The sequence below is a fragment of the Pseudomonas syringae pv. coryli str. NCPPB 4273 genome, from assembly GCF_000972175.1.
Classification (GTDB): domain Bacteria; phylum Pseudomonadota; class Gammaproteobacteria; order Pseudomonadales; family Pseudomonadaceae; genus Aquipseudomonas; species Aquipseudomonas syringae.
Map to the genome: position 1 here is coordinate 58,177 of NZ_AWQP01000053.1, position 21,324 is coordinate 79,500.

Here is a 21,324-nt window from a genome sequence, read left to right on the forward strand (position 1 = left end):
TGGTTCATTCCTCGGAAGACGCTTGACCGAAGAAGCTCTGGCCTTTGGCGGCCATCTCACGCAGCTTCGCGGTCGGTTGATACAGGGCACCCAGTTCGGCGTATTGGTCAGCCAGGGCAACGAATTCGGCAACACCGATGGAATCGATGTAGCGCAGCGCGCCGCCACGGAATGGAGGGAAACCGATACCGTAGATCAGGCCCATGTCAGCCTCGGCAGCGGTTTCGACAATGCCGTCTTCCAGGCAGCGGACCGTTTCCAGGCACAGCGGGATCATCATCCAGTTGACGATGTCTTCATCGCTGACTTCGCGCAGCTCGTAGACAATCGGCTTGAGCACGTCCAGCACTGCCGGGTCATTGACCTTCTTGGGCTTGCCCTTCTTGTCGGTCTCGTACGCGTAGAAACCCTTGCCGTTCTTCTGCCCGAGGCGCTTGGCGTCGTACAGAGCATCGATCGCAGAGCGACGATCATCTTTCATACGATCAGGGAAACCTTCGGCCATGACGTCACGACCGTGGTGGCCGGTGTCGATACCGACCACGTCCATCAGGTAGGCAGGGCCCATCGGCCAGCCGAATTTCTCCATGACCTTGTCGATGCGCACAAAATCCACGCCCGCACTGACCAGTCTGGCGAAACCACCGAAATACGGGAACAGCACGCGGTTGACCAGAAAGCCCGGGCAGTCGTTGACCACGATCGGGTTCTTGCCCATTTTCTTGGCGTAGGCAACGGTCGTGGCGACCGCTTCTTCACTGGATTTCTCGCCACGGATCACTTCCACCAGCGGCATCATGTGCACCGGGTTGAAGAAGTGCATGCCGACGAAATTTTCCGGGCGCTTGAGGGCCTGGGCCAGCAGGCTGATCGAGATGGTCGAGGTGTTGGACGCCAGAATGGTGTTTTCACCCACGTTGGCTTCGACTTCGGCCAGTACCGCCTGCTTGACCTTGGGGTTCTCGACGACTGCTTCGACGACCAGATCGACATTGCCGAAATCGCCGTAGGACAGCGTAGGACGAATGGCGTTAAGCGCTTCGGCCATCTTCGCCGCGGTCAGACGACCTTTCTCCAGGCGACCGCCAAGCAGTTTGGACGCTTCGTTCAGACCCAGTTGAATGGCTTCTTCGCGGATATCCTTCATCAGGATCGGCGTGCCTTTGACTGCCGACTGATAAGCGATGCCGCCGCCCATGATCCCGGCGCCCAGCACGGCCGCCTGCTTCACGTCCTTGGCAATCTTGTCGTAGCCCTTGGCTTTCTTTTTCAGCTCCTGATCGTTCAGGAACAGGCCGATCAGACTCTGCGCGGCAGCAGTCTTGGCCATTTTCACGAAACCGGCGGCTTCGATTTCCAGCGCCTTGTCACGACCGAAGTTGGCGGCTTTCTGGATGGTCTTGATGGCTTCGACCGGGGCCGGATAGTTCGGGCCGGCCTGACCTGCGACGAAGCCCTTGGCGGTTTCGAATGCCATCATCTGTTCGATGGCATTGAGCTTGAGCTTGTCCAGCTTCGGCTGACGCTTGGCCTTGTAATCGAACTCGCCGGAAATGGCGCGCTGGATCAAATCAAGGGCGGCGGCCTGCAGCTTGTCGGGCGCTACCACTGCGTCCACGGCACCGACCTTGAGAGCGTCTTCCGCAGCGTTTTCCTTGCCCGAGGCAATCCACTCGATCGCGTTGTCGGCACCAATGATGCGTGGCAGACGCACGGTGCCGCCGAAACCCGGGTACAGGCCCAGCTTGACCTCGGGCAGACCGACGCGAGCGCTGCTGGCAATGACTCGATAGTCTGCGGCCAGGCACATTTCCAGACCGCCGCCTAGCGCGATACCGTTGATTGCCACGACAGTCGGCACGTTCAGGTCTTCGAAATCACTGAAAATCCTGTTCGCTTCCAGATTGCCGGCGACCAGCTCAGCTTCCGGCAACTTGAAGTTGTCGACGAATTCGGTGATATCGGCGCCGACAATGAATGAATCTTTGCCACTGGTGACAATCACGCCCTTGACCGATGCGTCGGCCTTGACCGCATCGACTGCCTGGCGGAACTCATTGAGGGTGAGACGGTTGAACTTGTTGACGGACTCACCCTTGAGGTCGAAATTCAATTCGACGATGCCACTTTCAAGAGCCTTAACCGTGATGGCTTTACCTTCGTAAATCATCAACTGATCTCCACAATATGGAAGCTGAACAATACCCGCCGGACCTCAATGTCCGACGGGGCTACGACGTCGCCGTCGATGAACACGCCAAATCACACGCTTACCGCCGCGACGTGGTAGTCGGGATTCTGTCAGAGCCCTCTGACGACCAAACGCTCATTTCATACGCCCGTTTGATTTGGGTACGCACACCATCAGGCATAACCACACGATTGTCAATTCGACAAAACGCCTGAAAATCCACGTTTTAACAGGAGCATGCGCAAGGCCCATAATGCCCACGAAGACCTGCGATCCTCCATCATTCGCAGTAATGATAGTGGCCATTCGAATACCCTGCAGCTGCAGCATGGGGCACGCCGTAATACGCCGCCACGCAAGGCCTGGCGGGCTTCTGCATGACGATAGCCGCGACGCGTGACATTCGATAGGCGCCGCGAACAATCAGCCAGGAACGCACCGCACGAGGGCACGCGCAAAAAATATTTGCAGGAATCGCGACAAAAAGGAGCAAAAGGTCTAGAGTCGCAGCACTGCGCCACAAGAGGCTCGCAATGCAGCTGATTTGCGGGTGCGCAACAGCGAAAGCCGACATGGCGGCGAAAGCCTGTCGGCACGCGACGAATTATCGGCCTGCCTGGCCAACCCCGGCCCGATGTTGTTATCGGGCTTTTTAATGCCTGCGATTCAGGGTCAGGCCAGCGCCTTGAGCAGCGCATCAATACGCTGTAACACTTCTGCCTCGCCCCGCTCCGCCCAGTACACCGCAACCAGCTGCCCGTCAGCCTCGACCTTGTAGGCATCCACGGGCAATGTTTGCAGGTAAGGAAGCAGCTTCGCGTCTTCGCAAGGCTCGCGCCAGCGGTTGCACCACACGCCCGGCTCGCTTTGCCAGTACACCCAGGCATCTGCATGCGAGCCCAGACGCGGACGATGGTACTGCGCGCAAGGGCTGGGCGGCTCCTTGCTCAGCCAGTGCGGCCACTCCTGCGGGGTCAGTTGCATGCCCATGCCCAGGCGCCGCGCCTGCATGCGCAACGCCATCCTGCCGCTCTGCTGGCGCGAGGGACGTAACCACACCAGCGGACTCAACATCACACCAATGATTGACAGGACTATCCAGACCGTCATATTTCTTGCCCCCAGCCGATTTCAGGCTCTTTACAACACTCTTGAAAACAATGACTTGCACATGGGCCTGCCCAGATGCCAACGAAAGAGCCATACTCTCATCATTGCAATTCTCCCGGAGGACACCCTCATGCCATACAAACACATTCTGGTTGCCATCGACCTCACCGATGAGTGTGACCCGGTTATCCGTCGCGCCAGCGGGCTGGCCAAGGCCAGCGGGGCAAAACTGTCGGTCGTGCACATTGTCGAACCGATCGCCATGGCGTTCGGCGGCGACGTGCCGATGGACCTTTCACAGTTGCAACAGCAACAGATCGACCAGGCCAGGGAGAAGCTTGCAAAGCTGGAGGTCAAGCATACGGAGCTGGAGAACAGCAAAAGCCACATGGTGTTCGGCCAGCCACGCCAGGAAATCCACAAGCTGGCCAAGAGCGAAGCGTGCGATCTGATCGTTGTCGGCAGCCATGGCCGTCACGGCCTGGCCCTGCTGCTCGGCTCGACAGCCAACGACGTTCTGCACGGCGCACCGTGCGATGTGCTGGCGGTGAGCCTCAAGAAACCCGAGTAAGCTGACCTGCTACAGCGAAAAGCCCGGTCAACCCGGGCTTTTCTGCATGTCAGGAACGCGCCGGACGATCACTCGTCCAGTTCGGCCCAACGCTCCAGCAGCTTGTCCAGCTCGGCCTGCAGGTTTTCCAGCTGCGCCAGCACGGCTGCAGTCTGCTCCGCCGAGCGCTGGTAGAAGCCCGGCTCGGCCATTTCCGCGTTCAGCGCGGCCATCTTGCCTTCGACTTCATCGATCTGCGCAGGCAACGCCTCCAGTTCGCGCTGAAGCTTATAGCTGAGCTTCTTCTTCGCCACCGGCATGTCCTGAGCGGCGACCGGTGCGGCCTGCACCACAGCGCTGGCCAGCTCGGCCTTGCCCGACTTGGTGTCGGCGACGCCCAGCAGACGCGGCGAACCGCCCTGACGCAGCCAGTCCTGATAACCACCCACGTACTCGCGAACCTTGCCCTCGCCTTCGAACACCAGGGTGCTGGTGACGACGTTGTCGAGGAATGCCCGGTCGTGACTGACCATCAGCACAGTGCCCTTGAAGGTCAGCAGAACCTCTTCGAGCAGCTCCAGAGTTTCGACGTCCAGGTCGTTGGTGGGTTCGTCGAGCACCAGCAGGTTGGCTGGCTTGCTGAACAGCTTGGCCAGCAACAGACGGGCACGCTCGCCACCGGACAGCGCCTTGACCGGCGTGCGGGCACGCTGCGGGCTGAACAGGAAGTCGCCGAGATAGCTCAACACATGACGGCTCTGGCCGTCGATGTCGATGAAATCACGTCCCTCGGCAACGTTGTCGATTACGGTCTTTTCCAGATCGAGCTGGTGACGCAACTGATCGAAATAGGCCACATCCAGACGCGTGCCGACTTCAACCTTGCCGCCGGTCGGCTGCAGGTTGTCGAGCATCAGCTTGAGCAGCGTGGTCTTGCCGGTACCGTTGGCGCCGAGCAGACCGATACGGTCCTCGCGCTGCAGGACCATGGAGAAATCCTTGATCAGGGTCGGCCCGCCCGGGTGGGCGAAGCTGACGTTATCGAGCACCATGACCTGCTTGCCGGATTTCTCGGCGGTGTCGAGCTGAATGTTGGCCTTGCCGGTACGCTCACGGCGCTCGCTGCGCTCTACACGCAGCTCCTTGAGCGCACGCACGCGACCTTCGTTACGGGTACGACGCGCCTTGATGCCCTGGCGTATCCAGACTTCTTCCTGAGCCAGACGCTTGTCGAACAGTGCGTTGGCGGTCTCTTCGGCGGCCAGCGCGGCTTCCTTGTGGACCAGGAAACTGGCGTAGTCGCCATCCCAGTCGATCAGGCCGCCGCGGTCCAGCTCGAGGATGCGGGTCGCAAGGTTTTGCAGGAATGCCCGGTCGTGCGTGATGAACAGCACTGCACCCTGGAAATCCTTGAGGGCTTCTTCAAGCCAGGCGATGGCGCCGATATCCAGGTGGTTGGTAGGCTCGTCGAGCAACAGCAGGTCCGGCTCGGACACCAGCGCCTGGGCCAGCAGAACACGGCGACGCCAGCCACCGGACAGTTCGGCGAGGGTCTTGTCGGCAGGCAGCTGCAAGCGGCTGAGCGTGCTGTCGACCAGCTGCTGCAAGCGCCAGCCATCACGGGCTTCGAGGTCCTGCTGAACGTGCATCAGCTTGTTCAGGTCTTCCTCGGTGACGCAGTTCTGCGCCAGGTGGTGGTACTCGGCCAGCAAGGCACCGACGCCATCCAGACCTTCGGCAACCACGTCGAACACCGTCCGTCCGTCGGCTACCGGCAATTCCTGGGGCAATTCGCCGATCTTGAGGCCGGGCGCGCGCCAGACAGCCCCGTCATCAGGCTTCTGAACGCCTTTTACCAGCTTCAACATGCTGGATTTGCCTGTGCCGTTACGGCCGATGATGCACACCCGCTCGCCACGGGCGATCTGCCAGGACACCTTGTCCAATAACGGCATGGCGCCGAAAGCAAGGGACACATCGCTGAATTTGAGCAGGGTCATGAGCTTCTCCAAAAACCGGGCGCGCATTCTACCTGAGATAGCAGGCAGATGTCGGCATTCATGGCACCGCCGCGCGCCTCGACAAGACTTTATGACCGCCAATTATTTCCATATGAGACAAGCTCGTCGGCAATGCTTTCACCAAGAGCTGGCAAAAGGCTAAGCTAGCAATACTTTTCACCGACTCATCTGCTCGGAAGTCTCATGCGCAGTCGTTTGTTCAGCTTTTTATCGTGCCTGCTCCTCTCCGCCACCGCCGTCCAGACTGCTCATGCGGTAGACCTCAACCAACAACGCAAGTATTACGACGAAGCGAAGCGCGCACTGGCCAAGGGCGATTCCGGCCCCTACCAGATGTACGCCACGGCCCTGGCCGACTATCCGCTGGAGCCTTACCTCGAATACGACGAACTGACGGCGCGCCTGAAAACGGCAAGCAATCCCGAAATCGAGAAGTTTCTTGCCGAGCACGGCGACCTGCCGCAAGCCAACTGGATGAAGCTGCGCTGGTTGCGCTGGCTGGCCGAGCGTGGCGACTGGCAAACCTTCGTCAAGTATTACGACCCGAAGATGAAGTTCGTCGAGCTGGACTGCCTGTACGGTCAGTACCAGTTGAACAGCAACAAGCGCGCCGAAGGTTTCGCCAGTGCCGAAAAGCTCTGGATGACCGGCAAGACATTACCCGCTGCCTGTGACGGTTTCTTTGCCCAGTGGGCGGCCGCCGGCCAGCTGACCGAACAGAAGCGCTGGCAGCGCGCCAAGCTGGCGGCGCAGACGCGCAATTACAGTCTGGCCAGCACGCTGGTGGACAGCCTCAACTCGCTGGCACCGCAAGGACGCCTGCTGCTGGCTGTCGCGCAGAAACCCGAGATGGTCAACAACCCGTCGCAATTTGCCCCGGTAGACGAAGCGATGTCCGACGTGGTCGGTCTCGGCCTGCGCCGGCTCGCCAAGCAGGACCCGCAGAAAGCCCTGTCGATGCTCGATGGCTATGCCGCGACCATGCATTTCTCCCGCGAAGAGCAGGTCGAGATTGCCAAGGAAATCGGCCTGACCCTGGCACGTCGTTATGACGACCGCGCACTGGAGGTCATGACCAAATACGACCCTGAATTGCGTGACGACACCGTGACCGAGTGGCGCCTGCGCCTGCTGCTGCGTCTGGGTCGCTGGGAAGATGCCTATGAGCTCGCGCGTCGACTGCCCAAGGATCTGGCAGCGACCAATCGCTGGCGTTACTGGGAAGCCCGCTCTCTGGAACTGGCACAACCCAACAGCCCGCTGATTGCCGCGCTGTACAAGGATGTCGCCAAAGAGCGTGACTTCTACGGCTTTCTGGCTGCCGACCGCACCCAGAGCCCGTACCAGCTCAACAACAAGCCGCTGGTGCTGAGCCAGGCGCTGATCAACAAGGTACGCAACACGCCGGGCGTGCGTCGCGCACTGGAGTTTCACGATCGCGGCGAGATCGTCAACGGTCGGCGCGAGTGGTATCACGTGAGCCGCCTGTTCAATCGTGACGAGATGGTTGCCCAGGCCAAGCTGGCCTACGACATGCAATGGTATTTCCCGGCAATCCGTACCATCAGCCAGGCGCAATACTGGGATGATCTGGATATTCGCTTCCCGATGGCACACCGCGACACGCTGGTACGCGAAGCCAAGGTGCGTGGCCTGCATTCGAGCTGGGTGTTCGCCATCACGCGCCAGGAAAGCGCCTTCATGGACGATGCCCGCTCGGGCGTCGGTGCCAGCGGGCTGATGCAACTGATGCCTGCCACCGCCAAGGAGACCGCGCGCAAGTACAGCATCCCGCTGGCCTCGCCTCAGCAGGTGCTGGACCCGGACACCAATATCCAGCTGGGTGCCGCCTACCTGAGCTCGGTGCATGCGCAGTTCAACGGTAATCGGGTGCTCGCCTCAGCGGCCTACAACGCCGGCCCGGGCCGTGTGCGCCAATGGCTTAAAGGTGCCAACCATCTGGCCTTCGATGTCTGGGTAGAGAGCATTCCGTTCGATGAAACCCGCCAGTACGTGCAAAACGTATTGTCGTACTCGGTGATCTACGGCCAGAAGCTCAACTCCCCTCAGCCTCTGGTCGACTGGCACGAGCGGTTCTTCGACGACCAGTGACCGGTCGGCAGGAGTGCTGCGCTCAGCACTCCTGCCGGACAACGGCAGTCCCCGCCCCTACTCCAGCACTTCGACGGACATGCCCACTTCAAGCTCGCCCAACCCCTCGTTGGCCACGTTCTGGCCGAACAGCACGTTGCCTTCCACTTCCCGATAATTCTTGAGCGTGGCGAACGGTTCGCGATCTGCACTGCGCTCGCCGGTTGCCGGGTCGACAGTGGTCAGGATGCAGCGTGCGCAAGGCGTGAGCAGCTGGAACTCGATGTCGCCGATGCGGATGCGTTTCCAGCCATCCTCGGCAAAGGCCTCGGCCCCTTCGATCACCAGATTGGGCCTGAAGCGCAGCATTTCCATCGGCCTGCCCATGCGCGCTGACAGGTCATCGAGCGATCCCTGACCGATCAGCAACAGTGGAAAACCATCGGCAAAGCTCACCCGGTCGTTGACCGTCTGATAGCCGCCAGGGATCCAGCGTGCACGCTCCGCCGGCAGATAGACCATACGCGTGGGCTTGCCGATAAACCGGCTGACCCATTCGGCCGCCTCATCGCCCGCATCCGGCACCTGCAGCGAGTCACGCCAGACGGTGACGCCACGCAGATTCAGGTCGATATTCAGCGGAACCGCGACGTCCAGGGGTTCGAAGCCAGGTGCCGAAAGCGTCACGCCGCCACTGGCGTTCCACAATACCGACAGTTGGGACATGTGCGGCAGCGCACGCTGAGTGAAGAACCGGCCATTGCTGGCGTCGACCAGCATCCAGCGTCGATCACCCGCCAACCCCAACGCATCGAACGATGCGCGCTGCATCGACTCGGCCTTGCAGGATTTGAGCGGGAAACGATAGAGCGAGCTGAGACGTAACATGGGCGCCGATTCCTTTGAGGGCTGGATAAGCTTTGCTGCAGACAGCAAAGCTTATCCGATGCCGGAGCCGGCGGCACTCGCGATGAAGAATCGCGCGCGGCGTCAGACAATCATCAAAAGACGTTCGCGCACGACCTCGACCAGCTTGTCGGGCTGGAACTTGGAAAGGAAGTTGTCACAGCCGACCTTCTTGACCATCGATTCGTTGAAGCTGCCGGACAACGAGGTATGCAGGACGATGTACAGGCCGCGCAGGCGTGCATCGTTACGAATCTCGGTGGTCAGGCGGTAGCCGTCCATTTCCGGCATTTCCGCATCGGTGAACACCATCAGCAGCTTCTCATGCACGTTCTCGCCTGCATCCGCCCAGGCCTTGAGCATGTTCAGCGCCTTGAGACCATCGCTGGCGACGTGCAGCTTGAGACCCAACTGAGACAGCGTGTCGCGCAACTGCGCCAGCGCAACCTTGGAGTCGTCGACCAGCAACACTTCGCGGCCACGGGCGTTTTCCAGCACCGGGTCTTCGAGCTTTTCGCGGGACACCTTGGCGTTGTAAGGCACGATCTCGGCGAGTACTTTTTCAACGTCGATGATCTCTACGAGCTGATCATCGACCTTGCTGATCGCGGTCAGGTAATGCTGACGACCGGCGCTGACCGGCGGCGGCATGATGGCATCCCAGTTCATGTTGACGATGCGGTCGACACCGCCAACCAGAAAGGCCTGAACCGATCGGTTGTATTCGGTGACGATGATCGTGCTGCCTGGGCCCGGGACCAGCGGACGCATGCCGATGGCCTGGGAGAGGTCGATCACCGGAAGGGTCTGGCCGCGCAGGTTGACCACGCCGCACACAAACGAGTGGCGTTGCGGCATGAGGGTCAGCTTGGGTAGCTGCAATACTTCCTGGACCTTGAACACGTTGATCGCAAACAACTGCCGACCGGCAAGGCGAAACATGAGGATTTCCAGGCGATTCTCGCCCACCAGTTGTGTGCGCTGATCTACTGTGTCGAGAATGCCTGCCATTATTAGCTCCTGAAGCGATGGTCACATTGATTCTGTTGAGCCTGTATCGGCTGAAATCAGCCGGACCTTAATGGCGATGAACGGCCACTCTCAAGCATTGATGTCATTTTACCATCATGCTTTACTGATGTCGCTTTCAAGACACGCAAATGCAGCTCCAAACCAACACCGAAAATGCCTCGGTGCCTCTCTGCGACCAAAACCAAATCAAATATCTGCAAAAAGTCAATCAGGGATAACCTGATATGATCGACATCTAATTGCCACTATTGTGACGGCATTCTCACTACATGAATGGCGTTTGATTTGTGTCCGCGTCCCAATCCTTGCAATCGAGTGGCGCTGGCAACATTCAGAAACGCCCTACATACTTTTGTTTGAAATCGACATTAACTGTCAGCCATTCGCCGCGGGCGGAAGTTCGCTATCCATGATCAGTGGAGACAAAGGATGCTGAGCCACAACGATTGGCAGCACAAGCACGACCAGTTCCTGAGCCTGTCTCAGGCACTTCTGCACAAGTCGGAAGAATGTCTTTCGCATCTGGAGCTGATCCCCAACGATGAGGACGCTACCGGCTGCCTGTTGACCACCCTGCGCAAGCTCGCGCAGGAGGCAGAAGCCGTTCCAGTGCCGTGCATTGCCGATTTTTCCCGTCAGCTGTGCCAGCTGTTGAAAACCGGCGGCCAGGCCAACGAGCTTTCTCAGGAAGCCCTGCTCGCCGTCAAGAACTGCCTGACACTGATGTACTGGCAAGTCGAGCTTCTCGATCCGCATACCGGCGAGCTGACGATGGACGACCACGAACAGCTTGAACTGCTGGAAAAACTGGCCAGCGTCTCCGCGCAATCGGCTTCGCCGAAAGATGCAACCCGCCAATAACACTCGATCACATCCGGCCGTTGAGAGTCACATAGCGATGTCATTGAGGCAGCGTTGTCACGTCAGCATTTTCCGTTCATTGTCTTTATTGCAGCTAACATCCTATTCAAGTATGACCCGAGGCTGCACACACGTTTGAGCGGTCTCATTTGCACAAGAAATCACAATGACCTGCAATCTGTTATTGGTCGACGACCACTCCCTTATCAGAGCCGGCGTGCGAGCGCTGGTTGCAGACATGCCTGGATATACCATCCTGGGCGAAACGGCTGACGGCTCGCAACTGGCGAGTCTTGCGCAGCGCCTCAAGCCCGACATCATCCTGCTCGACATCTGCATGAAAAGCATCGACGGCCTGGATGCACTCAAGCACCTGCTGAAGGTGCAACCGCACTGCAAGGTGTTGATCCTGTCGGCGCAGAATGATCCGGACATGATCATGCGTACGCTAGACATCGGCGCGCAGGGTTATCTGCTCAAGGACACTACGGCTGCGGAACTCGAACAGGCATTGGAGGCGCTACGTGGCAACGAGCGCTATCTGAGCCCGGCCATTGCTCAGATGGTCATCGAGTGCGCACTGCGCGGTACACCCTCGGACCGGGCCCAGGCGGCGAAAGAGCGCTTTCGACTGACCGCTCGGCAACTTGAAATCCTGCGCCTGATCGTGCGCGGCAAGTCCACACGCGAGATCGCCGATGGCCTGGGGCTGAGTGTCAAGACCATCGAGACTCACCGCGCCCAGGTCATGAAACGCCTGCAGATATTCGACGTGGCCGGGTTGGTGCTGTTTTGCGTTCGCGAACGGATTATCAGTCTGGACGACTGAGCTTCGGTGCGCCGCCCAGTAACGGCGAGTCCGCTGGCAGGTGCACCTGAAGCGCGCCCGGCCGGGCCTCGAAACGCAGGTCCTCGCCCGACAGCGGCTCACCGTCCAGATTGATATCCAGGCCTTGGGCGGACTTGAGCTCTACCCAAGGCAAACGCGCGCGAATGAACATATTGTCGATCCCCAGCCCGCCCTCCAGAAGGCTCCTCAGCGTGCCGACCACTTCCTGAGGCGCTGGCAGGATGCTGATGTCGAGAAGACCATCATCGGCCATCGCGGTCGGGCACAGCTCGTGTCCGCCGCCCGCCTGCCGACCATTGCCGATACCCAGTGCAAGCAAGTCACCGCGCCAATGAAAATCCGGCCCGGTGAGCTCGCCATGCGCCGCATGCAGCTCGCTGAATCGGGTCAGGCCGGTAAACAGATAGGCAGCGCCCCCAAGTACCTTCTTCAGGTCCTCGGACGTGTTGGCCGTGACCTGGCTGCCAAACCCGCCGGTCGCCATGTTGAGGAACAGCTTGCCGCCGACCTCCCCCAGGTCGACGGCACGTGGCGCCACGTCCATCAGTTGCAGGGCTTTGGAGACCTCCAGAGGCACGCCGGCCGCACGGGCGAAATCGTTCGCAGTCCCCAACGGCAGAATAGTCAGGCTGGCCTTGGTTTCGGCCAATGCCAGGGCTTCGGCGATATCGCGCAAGGTACCATCGCCACCACCTGCGACAATGTGCCGATGACCGGCGGCCAAGGCTTCGTCGACCAGGCGCTGGGCATCGCCGGCTTCCCAGGTCAGTCGCACGTCCAGTTCCCAACCCTGCTTGCGCTTGTCTGCCACTGCGTCACGCACGTCTTCATTGAGTGCCTGTTTACCGTGAAGAATGAGCATTGCCCTGCGTTGTGTCATGACACCTCCTCTGCCGAACCCTACGAATTGAAACCTGCGAGCGACGCTCTTTTCTGTTATCGGCGCCCGCTTACATTTCGCACGACGCATGACTGTGACCCCGGACGGTCGGAAAAAGCCCATCCGATGCGGAAATTTTTTTCACCCTGGCAACCGCTCGTTTTGCCCCGCAGGCACTGGCGAGAGCCACTTAACGGGCGGTCCGGATCAACGCCTGCGTCATGAATGAAGCACTTTTGTACTGTCGCTATTCGTTTCATGAGCTTTACTGACAGCATTACCCTCAACTGAGAGAAATTTCCTTCACAAATGATTGAAAAGGCTTAAATAAAATCCGGTCAGGGACGACATACATAAAGTGCTATTCACAAAAGACGATCTGGATTCCTCATCAGCACGATGCGTAACTGGCTACGCTTGGACTCAGTCCACGTAGAAACACCCTTCGGGTGTTGCAGGCAGACAATAGAAAGACGTCCTGAATCAGCAGAATTCAGGCGCATACAGGGAGTAAGGGATTTCTATGAGGTTGCAGCCCGTCGACAGTCTTTCGCTGACCCGCACCAGCCTGGTCGAATACTTTCTTTTCGGCATCCGCCTGGCTCACGGCATCGCCTGCATACTGCCGGGCCTGGTGATCATGCTGTTGATCAAGGATGGCGGCGCGGAAACACAGCAGAGTTACCTGACCATGCTGCTGTTTTTCGGTTTTGTCGGGGTGCTGGTATTTCAGGCCATGGGCGTCTATTCCGAAGCGCTGTTCAGCAACGATCTGCGCATGGGCGCGATGGCGCTGGCCTGGACCGCCGCGTTCGGACTGCTGCTGTTCATGCAGCAGGCAATGGGCCTGTTCGGCTACCTGCCACCCGAAGAACTGCTGATCTGGTACCTGACCAGCCTTGCGCTGTTCGGCATCATTCGCCTGCTGCTGCTGACGCTGTTCAAGCATCAGATGCGCAAGGGCGTCTTCCTGCAGCACGCGGTGATTCTGGGCGCGACGGAGAATGGCCAGCGCCTGGCCGAATACCTGCTTGAACATCAGGACATTCGTTCGGGCGTGACCGGTTTTATCGACGACCGTATCGGCCGCATGCCCAAGACCGTGGCCAACCTGCCGTTGCTGGGCAACACCAACGATCTGGAACGACTGATCCGCGAAGAGAAAGTCACTCAAGTGCTGGTCGCCCTGCCGTGGACGGCAGAAAACCGCATGGACTACATCATCCGCGAACTGCGCAGGCTACCGGTCAACGTGCTGCTGGTGCCGGACATGATTGCCTTCCGGCACACCCACAACCGCATCACCGAAGTCGCCCGACTGCCGATGTTCAATGCCTCGGATCTGCCGCTCAGTGGCTGGTCACCGTTCATCAAACGTGCTGAAGACATCGTGCTGTCATCGCTGGCATTGCTGGCGCTGTCACCCTTGATGCTGCTGGTCGCGCTGGCGATCAAGCTCGATTCCCCAGGCCCGGTGTTTTTCCGTCAGAAGCGTTACGGTTACAACAATCGCCTGATCGAAGTGTTCAAGTTCCGCTCCATGCATCAGCACCAGGCCGATGCAACCGCTGAGCGGCAAACCACCCGCGGCGACGCCAGAATCACCCGGGTCGGACGCTTCATTCGCAAGACCAGCCTGGATGAACTGCCCCAGCTGTTCAACGTGGTGGCGGGCAGCATGTCGATGGTCGGGCCGCGCCCGCATGCCACGGCGACCAAGGCTGCCGGGATTCTGTTCGAGCAGGCGGTGAAGGAATACACCTCGCGGCATCGCGTCAAACCAGGCATTACCGGACTGGCGCAGATCAACGGCTATCGGGGCGAAACCGACACTGTTGAAAAAATCGAAAAACGCGTCGAGTTCGACCTTGAGTACATAGAAAACTGGTCCGTCTGGTTCGACCTCTACATCCTTATGCGCACTGTGCCTGCAGTGCTATTCACCCGTGAGGCTTACTGATGAGCACTCTCATTCCCTGCATTATTGCCGGCGGCTCCGGCACTCGCCTGTGGCCGGTTTCGCGTGAAGCCATGCCCAAGCCGTTCATGCGCCTGCCCGATTGCCAGAGCCTGCTGCAGAAGACCTTTCTGCGTGCGGTCGGTCTGCCCGGCGTCGAGCGTCTGCTGACGGTGACCAACCGGGAAGTTTACTTCCGTACGGTGGACGACTACCGCCAGTTGAACAAAGGCAATGCACGCCTGGATTTCATCCTCGAACCCTTCGGCCGCAATACGGCAGCTGCCGTCGCCGCTGCAGCCCTGCATGTCAGCCAGCTGTATGGCGACGAGGCGCAACTGCTGGTGTTGCCTGCCGATCACCTGATCACCGACGTGGCGGAATTCTCCAGAGCGGTGAGCGCCGCACAGAGGCTGGCTGCAGAGGGCTGGCTGGTGACGTTCGGCATTCTGCCGACCGCACCGGAAACCGGTTTCGGCTACATCGAGAAAGGCCCGGCACTCAATGCCGACGCCTGTCAGGTCGCCCGTTTTGTCGAAAAACCCGACGCGATCACTGCACAGGGCTATCTGGACAGCGGTGAGCATTTCTGGAATGCCGGCATGTTTTGCATGCGCGCCGACGCCGTGCTGCGCGAGTTGCGCACGCATGCGCCGGACGTCCTGAGCGCCGTCAGCGCCTGCCTGGAGTCGAGCCCGCGCAAGGAAGGCAACCGTGAGCTGCAAGTCGAGCTGGACGGTGAGTCGTTTGCCCTGACACCGGACATTTCCATCGACTACGCGCTGATGGAACGCTCCGAAAAAGTCGCCGTGGTGCCCTGTCAGCTTGGCTGGAGTGATATCGGCTCGTGGCAGGCGGTGCGTGAACTGTCTCCCGGCGATGCTCAAGGCAACTACTGCAATGGCGAAACCGTGCTGCACGACGTCAGCAACTGCTACATCGACTCACCCAAGCGTCTGGTGGGCGCTATCGGCCTGGACAATCTGATCATCATCGATACCCCCGACGCCTTGCTGATCGCTGACGGTCGTCGCAGTCAGGACGTCAAGATCATCGCTCAGGAGCTCAAGCGTCAGGGCCATGATGCCTACCGCCTGCACCGCACGGTCACACGCCCATGGGGCACCTACACCGTTCTCGAAGAGGGCAAGCGTTTCAAGATCAAGCGCATCGTGGTTCGTCCGCAGGCGTCCCTGTCGCTGCAGATGCACCATCACCGCAGCGAACACTGGATCGTGGTCAGCGGCATGGCCCGTGTCACCAACGGCGAGCGTGAGTTCATGCTCGATACCAACGAGTCGACCTTCATCAAGCCGGGCCACACGCATCGTCTGGTCAACCCCGGCGTCATCGATCTGGTGATGATCGAAGTGCAGAGCGGCGAGTACCTGGGCGAAGACGACATTGTGCGTTTTACCGATATTTATGGACGTGTACCCGACAAGGCCGTGAAGAGCTGATCGGCGCAGCAACACGCGCCGCTTGATCCACAGGGCGCGCAATTGACAGCACCCGGAACAGGCATGACCCGCCAACATGAATTTATTACCCGCAAGGGAGCCGTATTTGTGCATGACAGGAGTTCAGGACCAATGAAAAGCATGATGCTGATTGCCAGCTTATTGCTGTTGAGTGCGTGCAATACCCCTTCCAGGGTGGGCCTGCCCGATGACCGTGCGCAAATAGAGGCCGGCCAGGCTGCGGGCCGCGCGCTGGCAGGCAAGCCACTACCGCCGGAGCGAATCCGCCCAGGCGATACGCTGCGCATCGTGCGCAACAGCGGAGAGGCGCCGTCGATTTCGGCGTTTACCGCCAACTCCATCTATGAACTGACCCTGTTTCAGGTGCTCAACGACGGCACCTTTTCCTATCCTTATATCGGCACCGTCAAGGCCGCAGGCCTGACACTCCAGCAACTGAACGACCTGCTGGAAAGCAAGCTGCAGAACGTCTACCGCGAGACCGCGCTGACCATCAACATTTCCCAGTCACCGGGCAACACGGTGTTCGTCGGCGGCGCGGTGCGCAACTCGGTCACTTTGCCGGTCAACGTCGCCACCAACCTTGACCAGGCGATTGTCGGCGCGGGCGGCGTGGCGCTCGACGCCGATGCCGGTCAGGTCGCGCTGCTGCGTCAGGAAGAAAACGGCCTCTACAAGACTTACTTCTTCGATTACAGCAAGTTTCTCTGGGCCGGCGGCGCCGGTGGCCCTAGCGCACCGGTCCTGTTGAAACGCGGCGATATCGTGTTCGTTCCCAAATCATCGGTCGGCAACAAGGTTGACGGCGTGTCCCTGTATTTCAACCAGTTGATCCCCTTCGCGAAGTCGATCGGCCTGGGCATGAATTACGAGCTGCGCAACAACAATTAATTGTCAGGGAAACAGACATGATCAACATCCGCTCATTCCGCGACTTGCTGCGCCTGCTGTTCATCTTCCAGCGCGAAGTCAGGATTACCGTGCTGGCGACGTTCGTCATCATTCTTCTGGGCGCGTTTCTGCTCCCCAACCGCTATGAGTCCACCGCCCTGCTGCTGGTCAAGCCGGGGCGCGACAGCAGCACGGTGCCGATCGAGTTGTCGGATCGTCAGGCCATCGTGATACCGAGCGGCCTGCGCGATCCGCTGCTTGACGAGGAGCGCATGCTGAGCGGGCGGCCGATCATGCGTGCCGTGTCCGAGAAATACCTCGCCGAGTTGTCCATGGTGCCGCCTGAAACCGGCGTTCTGGCCTCGGTGAAGAACGGCATCAAGACCGTCGTCGGAGCGCTGGTCAACGGCGTGCGCAGCGTTCTGCAATTCATCGGGCTGGTAGAACATCGCTCCCAGGCCGAACGTCTGGCCGAGGATCTGGAGAAAAACTTCAAGGTCAGCCATGAGCCCGGCTCGTCGGTGATGGAACTGAGGTTTACCTGGAACGACCCGGAAATCGCGCAGACCGTGCTCAAGACCTGGATCACCGAGTATCAGACGCAGCGTACCAAGACGCTGGGCCGGGTCAGCCTGTACGCGTTCTACGAAGGGGAAGTGAAGGCCACTGGCGCGAACATCATCGAGTATAAGAAGCAGATCCAGAACTACCTGAACCAGTTGAGTGCGGTCAGTATTTCCCAGCGTCTGGCCGACACCTCGCAGGGGCTAAACGATCTGCGCACCGAGCGCAACAACACCACCCGCTCGATTGCCTCGACCAAGGCAGGTCTGGACCTGCTGAAAAAACAACTGGCAGCGCAGCCCAAGACCGTCTCGGCAGGCCGCGAACTGGCCCTCAACCCCAATCGCCAGGACTTGCAGAACCGCATCAACGGCAAGGAAGTGGAACGCCAGGAAATGCTTCGCTCGTTCAAGGAAGAGGCGCCGCCTATTCGGGCCATCAACGAAGAAATCAATAACCTCAAAAAGCTGCTCAAGGAACAGGACGCCACCGTACAGCGTTCCGAAAGCATCACGCCCAACCCTATCTACAACCGCATGCAGAACGTCTACGCCGATCAGCAGACCAGCTACGCACGCCTGCAAACCCAGCTTCTTCAGCAGAACGCGCAGATCGCGCAGCTGGAAAGCGACCGCCAACAGGCATTGAATCTGGAACCGGAACTGTCGCGCCTGCAAAACGAGCTCGATGCGGCAGAGAAAAGCTACGCGCTGTACAAGGACAGCCTGGAAAAATCGCGTATCGACCGTGAGCTCGACAACAGCCAGATCAGCAATATCGCGACCGTCGAGGACGCGACCTTCAACCCCAGCCGGGTATTCCCGAAAAGCCTGCTGATGCTGTTTCTGGCATTCCCGCTGAGTATCGTGGTCGGTGCCGTGGCGCTGTACTTCTTCTACCTGCTGGACCAGCGCATTCATGACGGCGACAAGATCGAGAGCAGTTTTGGTGTTCCGGTCTGGACCAGTCTCCCCGATCTGGAACGTGCTCAGGAACGCAGTGCGGCCTTCACCTCCAATCTGCATCGGGTGTACGGCATTCTGCCGCTGGACCAGGTAGACGAGCGCGGCTTGACCATCGGTTTCACCTCGGTCAAATACGGCGCCGGCGTGTCGTTCGTGATCGCGCGGTTGAGCGCATTGCTTGCCGAACAGGGCCATCGGGTACGCACCGAGGGCCGCGGTCCGGCCATTCCGGGCGAAATTGTGCTGATCAATGCCTCGGCGCTTTCAGCGAATCAGGACGCCTTCGTGCTGCTGCGCAAGGCTGACCTGATCGTACTGGTGGTTCGCGCCCAGGACACCACCGTGCCGATGCTGGAAGACACGCTGAACAACCTCAACACCGCGTTCAAGAAAGTCGACGGCATCATCATCAATCGTCGGCGTTTCGAAGTGCCTGAAAAGGTCCTGAATTTCCTCAAGCGGATCGGGAGCCGAGGCTGATGCGGATAGCTCTGCTTGCGCCGCTGCCACCCGAGCAGAACGGCATCGCCGATTACGCAGGACATCTGCGGCATGCGCTTGAAGGCCTGGGTCTGCAGGTCAGTACACCGCTGCAGGGCGTCGGCAACGATCCGCGCGCGGCAGAACAGCGAGTGGCCGAAACCGACTGGAGCGGCATCGATCTGGTCCACGCCGAACTGGGCGGCGGGCGACTGGCGGAGTTTCAAGCCCTGCGCGCACTGCGTCGGCGTTTCCCCAAGCTGCCGTTGACCGCGACCGTGCACGATCCCGAGCGGCTGGTCTGGCGGCGCGAAAAACTGCCCTGGCCGTTGTCGATGGTCAGCGGCATGCGCTCGCCGCTGCCGGAAATCGCCACGGTACTGGCCGATCCGCTGTGCCTGCGTGAAGAACGGCAACTGGCGCGACACATGACCCGCCTGGTGACCCTGACCCAGGCGGGCAGTCAGAGCCTGCGCCAGCGCATGGGTCTGACTGCCGCGCAGATGGCGGTCATCAATCACGGCAACCTCGACATCGCCCCCGCGCAGTTGCCGCCATTGAATCCCCTGCGCCTGCTGTATTTCGGTTTCATTTATCGCGGCAAGGGTATCGAGGACCTGCTCGATGCGCTGTCCAGCGTATTCACTGCCCAGCCTGCGCTGCGCTCGACCGTACGCCTGACCCTGGCCGGTGGCAGCGAGCCGGAAATGGCCTTTGGCCCGTCCGGCAGTTATCTGGAACAACTGCGACTGCGCATCCGCCAACTGGGCCTTGTCGACCTGATCGACTGGCAGCTGGACCTGCCTGCCGAACAGATCCCGCAGGTTATCCAGGCCCACCACGTCATGGTTTTGCCTTATCGCGAGTCAAGCAAACTGAAGATTCTCGGCAAACTGCGCGGCACCAGCGGCGCGCTGTCGTGGGCGGTGGCCTGTGGCCGAGGCGTGATCACCTCGGATGCACGCTCGTTTGCTGAAGAGGTCTCGCACGGCAACGGCATGATCTACCCGCAAGGCGACGTCGACGGGCTGGCGCAAGCACTGGCCCGCGCCTGCGCTACACCAGAGCTGGTCAGACAATGGGCCGAGAATGCCGCGCTGATGGGCAAGGCCCGGGTCTGGAGCCATACCGCAGAACATTTTCACGATGTATTTCGTCAGGCTTGCCAGGAGAAGTGACATGCAGCGTCCACCCAGATTCGGGCAACTTGTCACCGGCGTACTGCTCGGCGCAGCGCTGAGCTGTGCCGCGCAGGCGTCAACGATCCTCAAGGCTCCCCGCGAAGTGGTCTGGGCGGACTTTCTGGGCGTCAACGTACAGTTTCAGTATTTTGCCCCGGACATCTATCAACAGCAGATGAGCCGTCTGGACGAACTGGGCCTGAACTGGGTGCGACTGACCATTCACTGGCCGGTGATCGAGCCGCAAAAGGATCGTTACGCCCTGACCGAGCTGGACGCCGCCATGGCCGCGATCAAGGCGCATAATTACAACACCCTGGCGTACCTGGTCGGGTCAGCCCCTTTCGCCAGCAGCGCGCCGGCCGATGCAAAGAGCCGCGATCAATATCCCCCGACGGATTTCAACGTGTTCGCCGCACGCATGACCGCCCTGGCCCAGCGCTATCCTCAGGTCAATAACTGGCAGGTCTGGAACGAGCCGAACATCGTCTGGCTGCCCAAAGAAGATCCGGCTGGCTATGGCCGTTTGCTGACCACCACTGCCAACGCAATACGCGCCGCCCTGCCGGACAAGACGATCGTCACTGCGGGCATGGCTTACTACAGCCAGATGCACAGCACCTCCGGCTACATGCTGCAGACCCTGCTCGATAACGGCCTGGGCCAGCAGAATATCGTCGCGGCCTATCACCCCTACTCCGAGTACCCGGAAGGCGATTCCACACCGGATCGCGATTTTCTGGTGCGCGCCAATGCCATGAACCAGTTGTTGCACAGCAATGGCGTCAAGCAGGTGTGGGCCACAGAATGGGGCTGGTCGAGCTATGCAGGCCCGGTGGAAATGCAGCACCTGATTGGCACCTCCGGCCAGGCTGATTACACCCTGCGACGTCTGGCGCTGATGAGCGCCATGGATTTCCAGCGCATCTTCCTGTTCAACCTCAGCGATCTGGACGAGCGCGCCTCGGCCCGCGATCAGGGTTACGGGCTGCTTGACCTGCAAGCCAGTCCCAAACCGGCCTACACCGCGCTGCAGAACTTCTTGAAAATCACCGGCCCGCGCCTGCTACCCGCCGAGCCGCCAGCCGTGAGCAGCGTACCGGACGACCTGTATGCCGTTCCGTGGACGCGTGCAGATGGCACGCATCTGCTGATGTTCTGGAGTGCGGCGGGCACGTCGCTGACTTTTCCGGCTATCACCGATGCGGTGGTTCACGACCCATTGACCGGTAGCCGCACCCCGCTGTCCGGCAGCCAGGGCGTCACCCTGCTGCTGAAGCCGACTCTGCAAATTCTGGAATGGAAGCCCTGAG

At 60.0% G+C, this 21,324-nt stretch carries 16 protein-coding genes; 10 read left to right on the plus strand and 6 right to left on the minus strand.

What is annotated here, in order from left to right; genetic code table 11:
* Positions 1–4: 4 nt before the first annotated feature.
* Both fadB and P406_RS20470 read right to left on the minus strand, forming a co-directional pair.
* A complete protein-coding gene (gene fadB / locus P406_RS20460; RefSeq protein ID WP_046237191.1) occupies positions 5–2,170 on the minus strand; it encodes a fatty acid oxidation complex subunit alpha FadB in 2,166 nt (721 codons plus the stop codon).
* Positions 2,171–2,863: 693 nt separating this feature from the next.
* Positions 2,864–3,301: a hypothetical protein gene (locus tag P406_RS20470; RefSeq protein ID WP_003412166.1), complete on the minus strand. Its 438-nt coding sequence runs from the start codon at positions 3,299–3,301 to the stop codon at positions 2,864–2,866.
* A gap of 130 nt (positions 3,302–3,431) precedes the next feature.
* Here P406_RS20470 and P406_RS20475 point away from each other — a divergent pair, with 130 nt between their 5' ends.
* On the plus strand, positions 3,432–3,872 hold the full coding sequence (locus P406_RS20475; RefSeq protein WP_003412168.1) for a universal stress protein: 441 nt from the start codon (positions 3,432–3,434) through the stop codon (positions 3,870–3,872).
* 68 nt (positions 3,873–3,940) lie between these two features.
* On the opposite strand, the gene P406_RS20480 is transcribed toward P406_RS20475, so the two are convergent.
* Positions 3,941–5,851, minus strand: a complete 1,911-nt coding sequence (locus P406_RS20480; protein ID WP_003412170.1) for an ATP-binding cassette domain-containing protein — start codon at positions 5,849–5,851, stop codon at positions 3,941–3,943.
* Between the two features lie 204 nt (positions 5,852–6,055).
* Between P406_RS20480 and P406_RS20485 the strand changes: the two genes are divergently transcribed.
* On the plus strand, positions 6,056–7,984 hold the full coding sequence (locus tag P406_RS20485) for a transglycosylase SLT domain-containing protein (protein WP_003412171.1): 1,929 nt from the start codon (positions 6,056–6,058) through the stop codon (positions 7,982–7,984).
* A gap of 57 nt (positions 7,985–8,041) precedes the next feature.
* Here P406_RS20485 and P406_RS20490 read toward each other — a convergent pair whose 3' ends face one another.
* On the minus strand, positions 8,042–8,851 hold the full coding sequence (locus tag P406_RS20490) for an MOSC domain-containing protein (protein WP_046237193.1): 810 nt from the start codon (positions 8,849–8,851) through the stop codon (positions 8,042–8,044).
* A 102-nt stretch (positions 8,852–8,953) separates the two neighbouring features.
* On the minus strand, positions 8,954–9,880 hold the full coding sequence (locus tag P406_RS20495; RefSeq protein WP_003315817.1) for a chemotaxis protein CheV: 927 nt from the start codon (positions 9,878–9,880) through the stop codon (positions 8,954–8,956).
* 450 nt (positions 9,881–10,330) lie between these two features.
* Here P406_RS20495 and P406_RS20500 point away from each other — a divergent pair, with 450 nt between their 5' ends.
* Positions 10,331–10,762: a hypothetical protein gene (locus P406_RS20500; RefSeq protein WP_003412175.1), complete on the plus strand. Its 432-nt coding sequence runs from the start codon at positions 10,331–10,333 to the stop codon at positions 10,760–10,762.
* A gap of 166 nt (positions 10,763–10,928) precedes the next feature.
* Positions 10,929–11,591: a response regulator gene (locus P406_RS20505; RefSeq protein ID WP_046237194.1), complete on the plus strand. Its 663-nt coding sequence runs from the start codon at positions 10,929–10,931 to the stop codon at positions 11,589–11,591.
* Here the strand turns inward: P406_RS20505 and yegS are convergent.
* A complete protein-coding gene (gene yegS, locus P406_RS20510) occupies positions 11,575–12,492 on the minus strand; it encodes a lipid kinase YegS (RefSeq protein WP_046237195.1) in 918 nt (305 codons plus the stop codon). The genes P406_RS20505 and yegS overlap by 17 nt on opposite strands.
* A 523-nt stretch (positions 12,493–13,015) precedes the next feature.
* Here yegS and P406_RS20515 point away from each other — a divergent pair.
* The 6 genes from P406_RS20515 to P406_RS20540 all read left to right on the plus strand — a co-directional run bounded on the left by P406_RS20515 (position 13,016) and on the right by P406_RS20540 (position 21,323).
* Entirely contained in the window at positions 13,016–14,452 is a 1,437-nt protein-coding gene (locus P406_RS20515; protein ID WP_003417681.1) for an undecaprenyl-phosphate glucose phosphotransferase, read from the plus strand.
* On the plus strand, positions 14,452–15,909 hold the full coding sequence (locus P406_RS20520) for a mannose-1-phosphate guanylyltransferase/mannose-6-phosphate isomerase (RefSeq protein ID WP_046237196.1): 1,458 nt from the start codon (positions 14,452–14,454) through the stop codon (positions 15,907–15,909). The genes P406_RS20515 and P406_RS20520 overlap by 1 nt, the downstream gene beginning before the upstream one ends.
* A gap of 132 nt (positions 15,910–16,041) precedes the next feature.
* Positions 16,042–16,821, plus strand: a complete 780-nt coding sequence (locus P406_RS20525; protein ID WP_003370469.1) for a polysaccharide biosynthesis/export family protein — start codon at positions 16,042–16,044, stop codon at positions 16,819–16,821.
* A gap of 17 nt (positions 16,822–16,838) precedes the next feature.
* On the plus strand, positions 16,839–18,830 hold the full coding sequence (locus P406_RS20530) for a GumC family protein (RefSeq protein ID WP_003417683.1): 1,992 nt from the start codon (positions 16,839–16,841) through the stop codon (positions 18,828–18,830).
* Positions 18,830–20,008: a glycosyltransferase gene (locus tag P406_RS20535; protein ID WP_046237197.1), complete on the plus strand. Its 1,179-nt coding sequence runs from the start codon at positions 18,830–18,832 to the stop codon at positions 20,006–20,008. The genes P406_RS20530 and P406_RS20535 overlap by 1 nt, the downstream gene beginning before the upstream one ends.
* Before the next feature lies 1 nt (position 20,009).
* Positions 20,010–21,323: a cellulase family glycosylhydrolase gene (locus P406_RS20540; RefSeq protein WP_003417685.1), complete on the plus strand. Its 1,314-nt coding sequence runs from the start codon at positions 20,010–20,012 to the stop codon at positions 21,321–21,323.
* The last annotated feature ends 1 nt before the right edge of the window (position 21,324 follow it).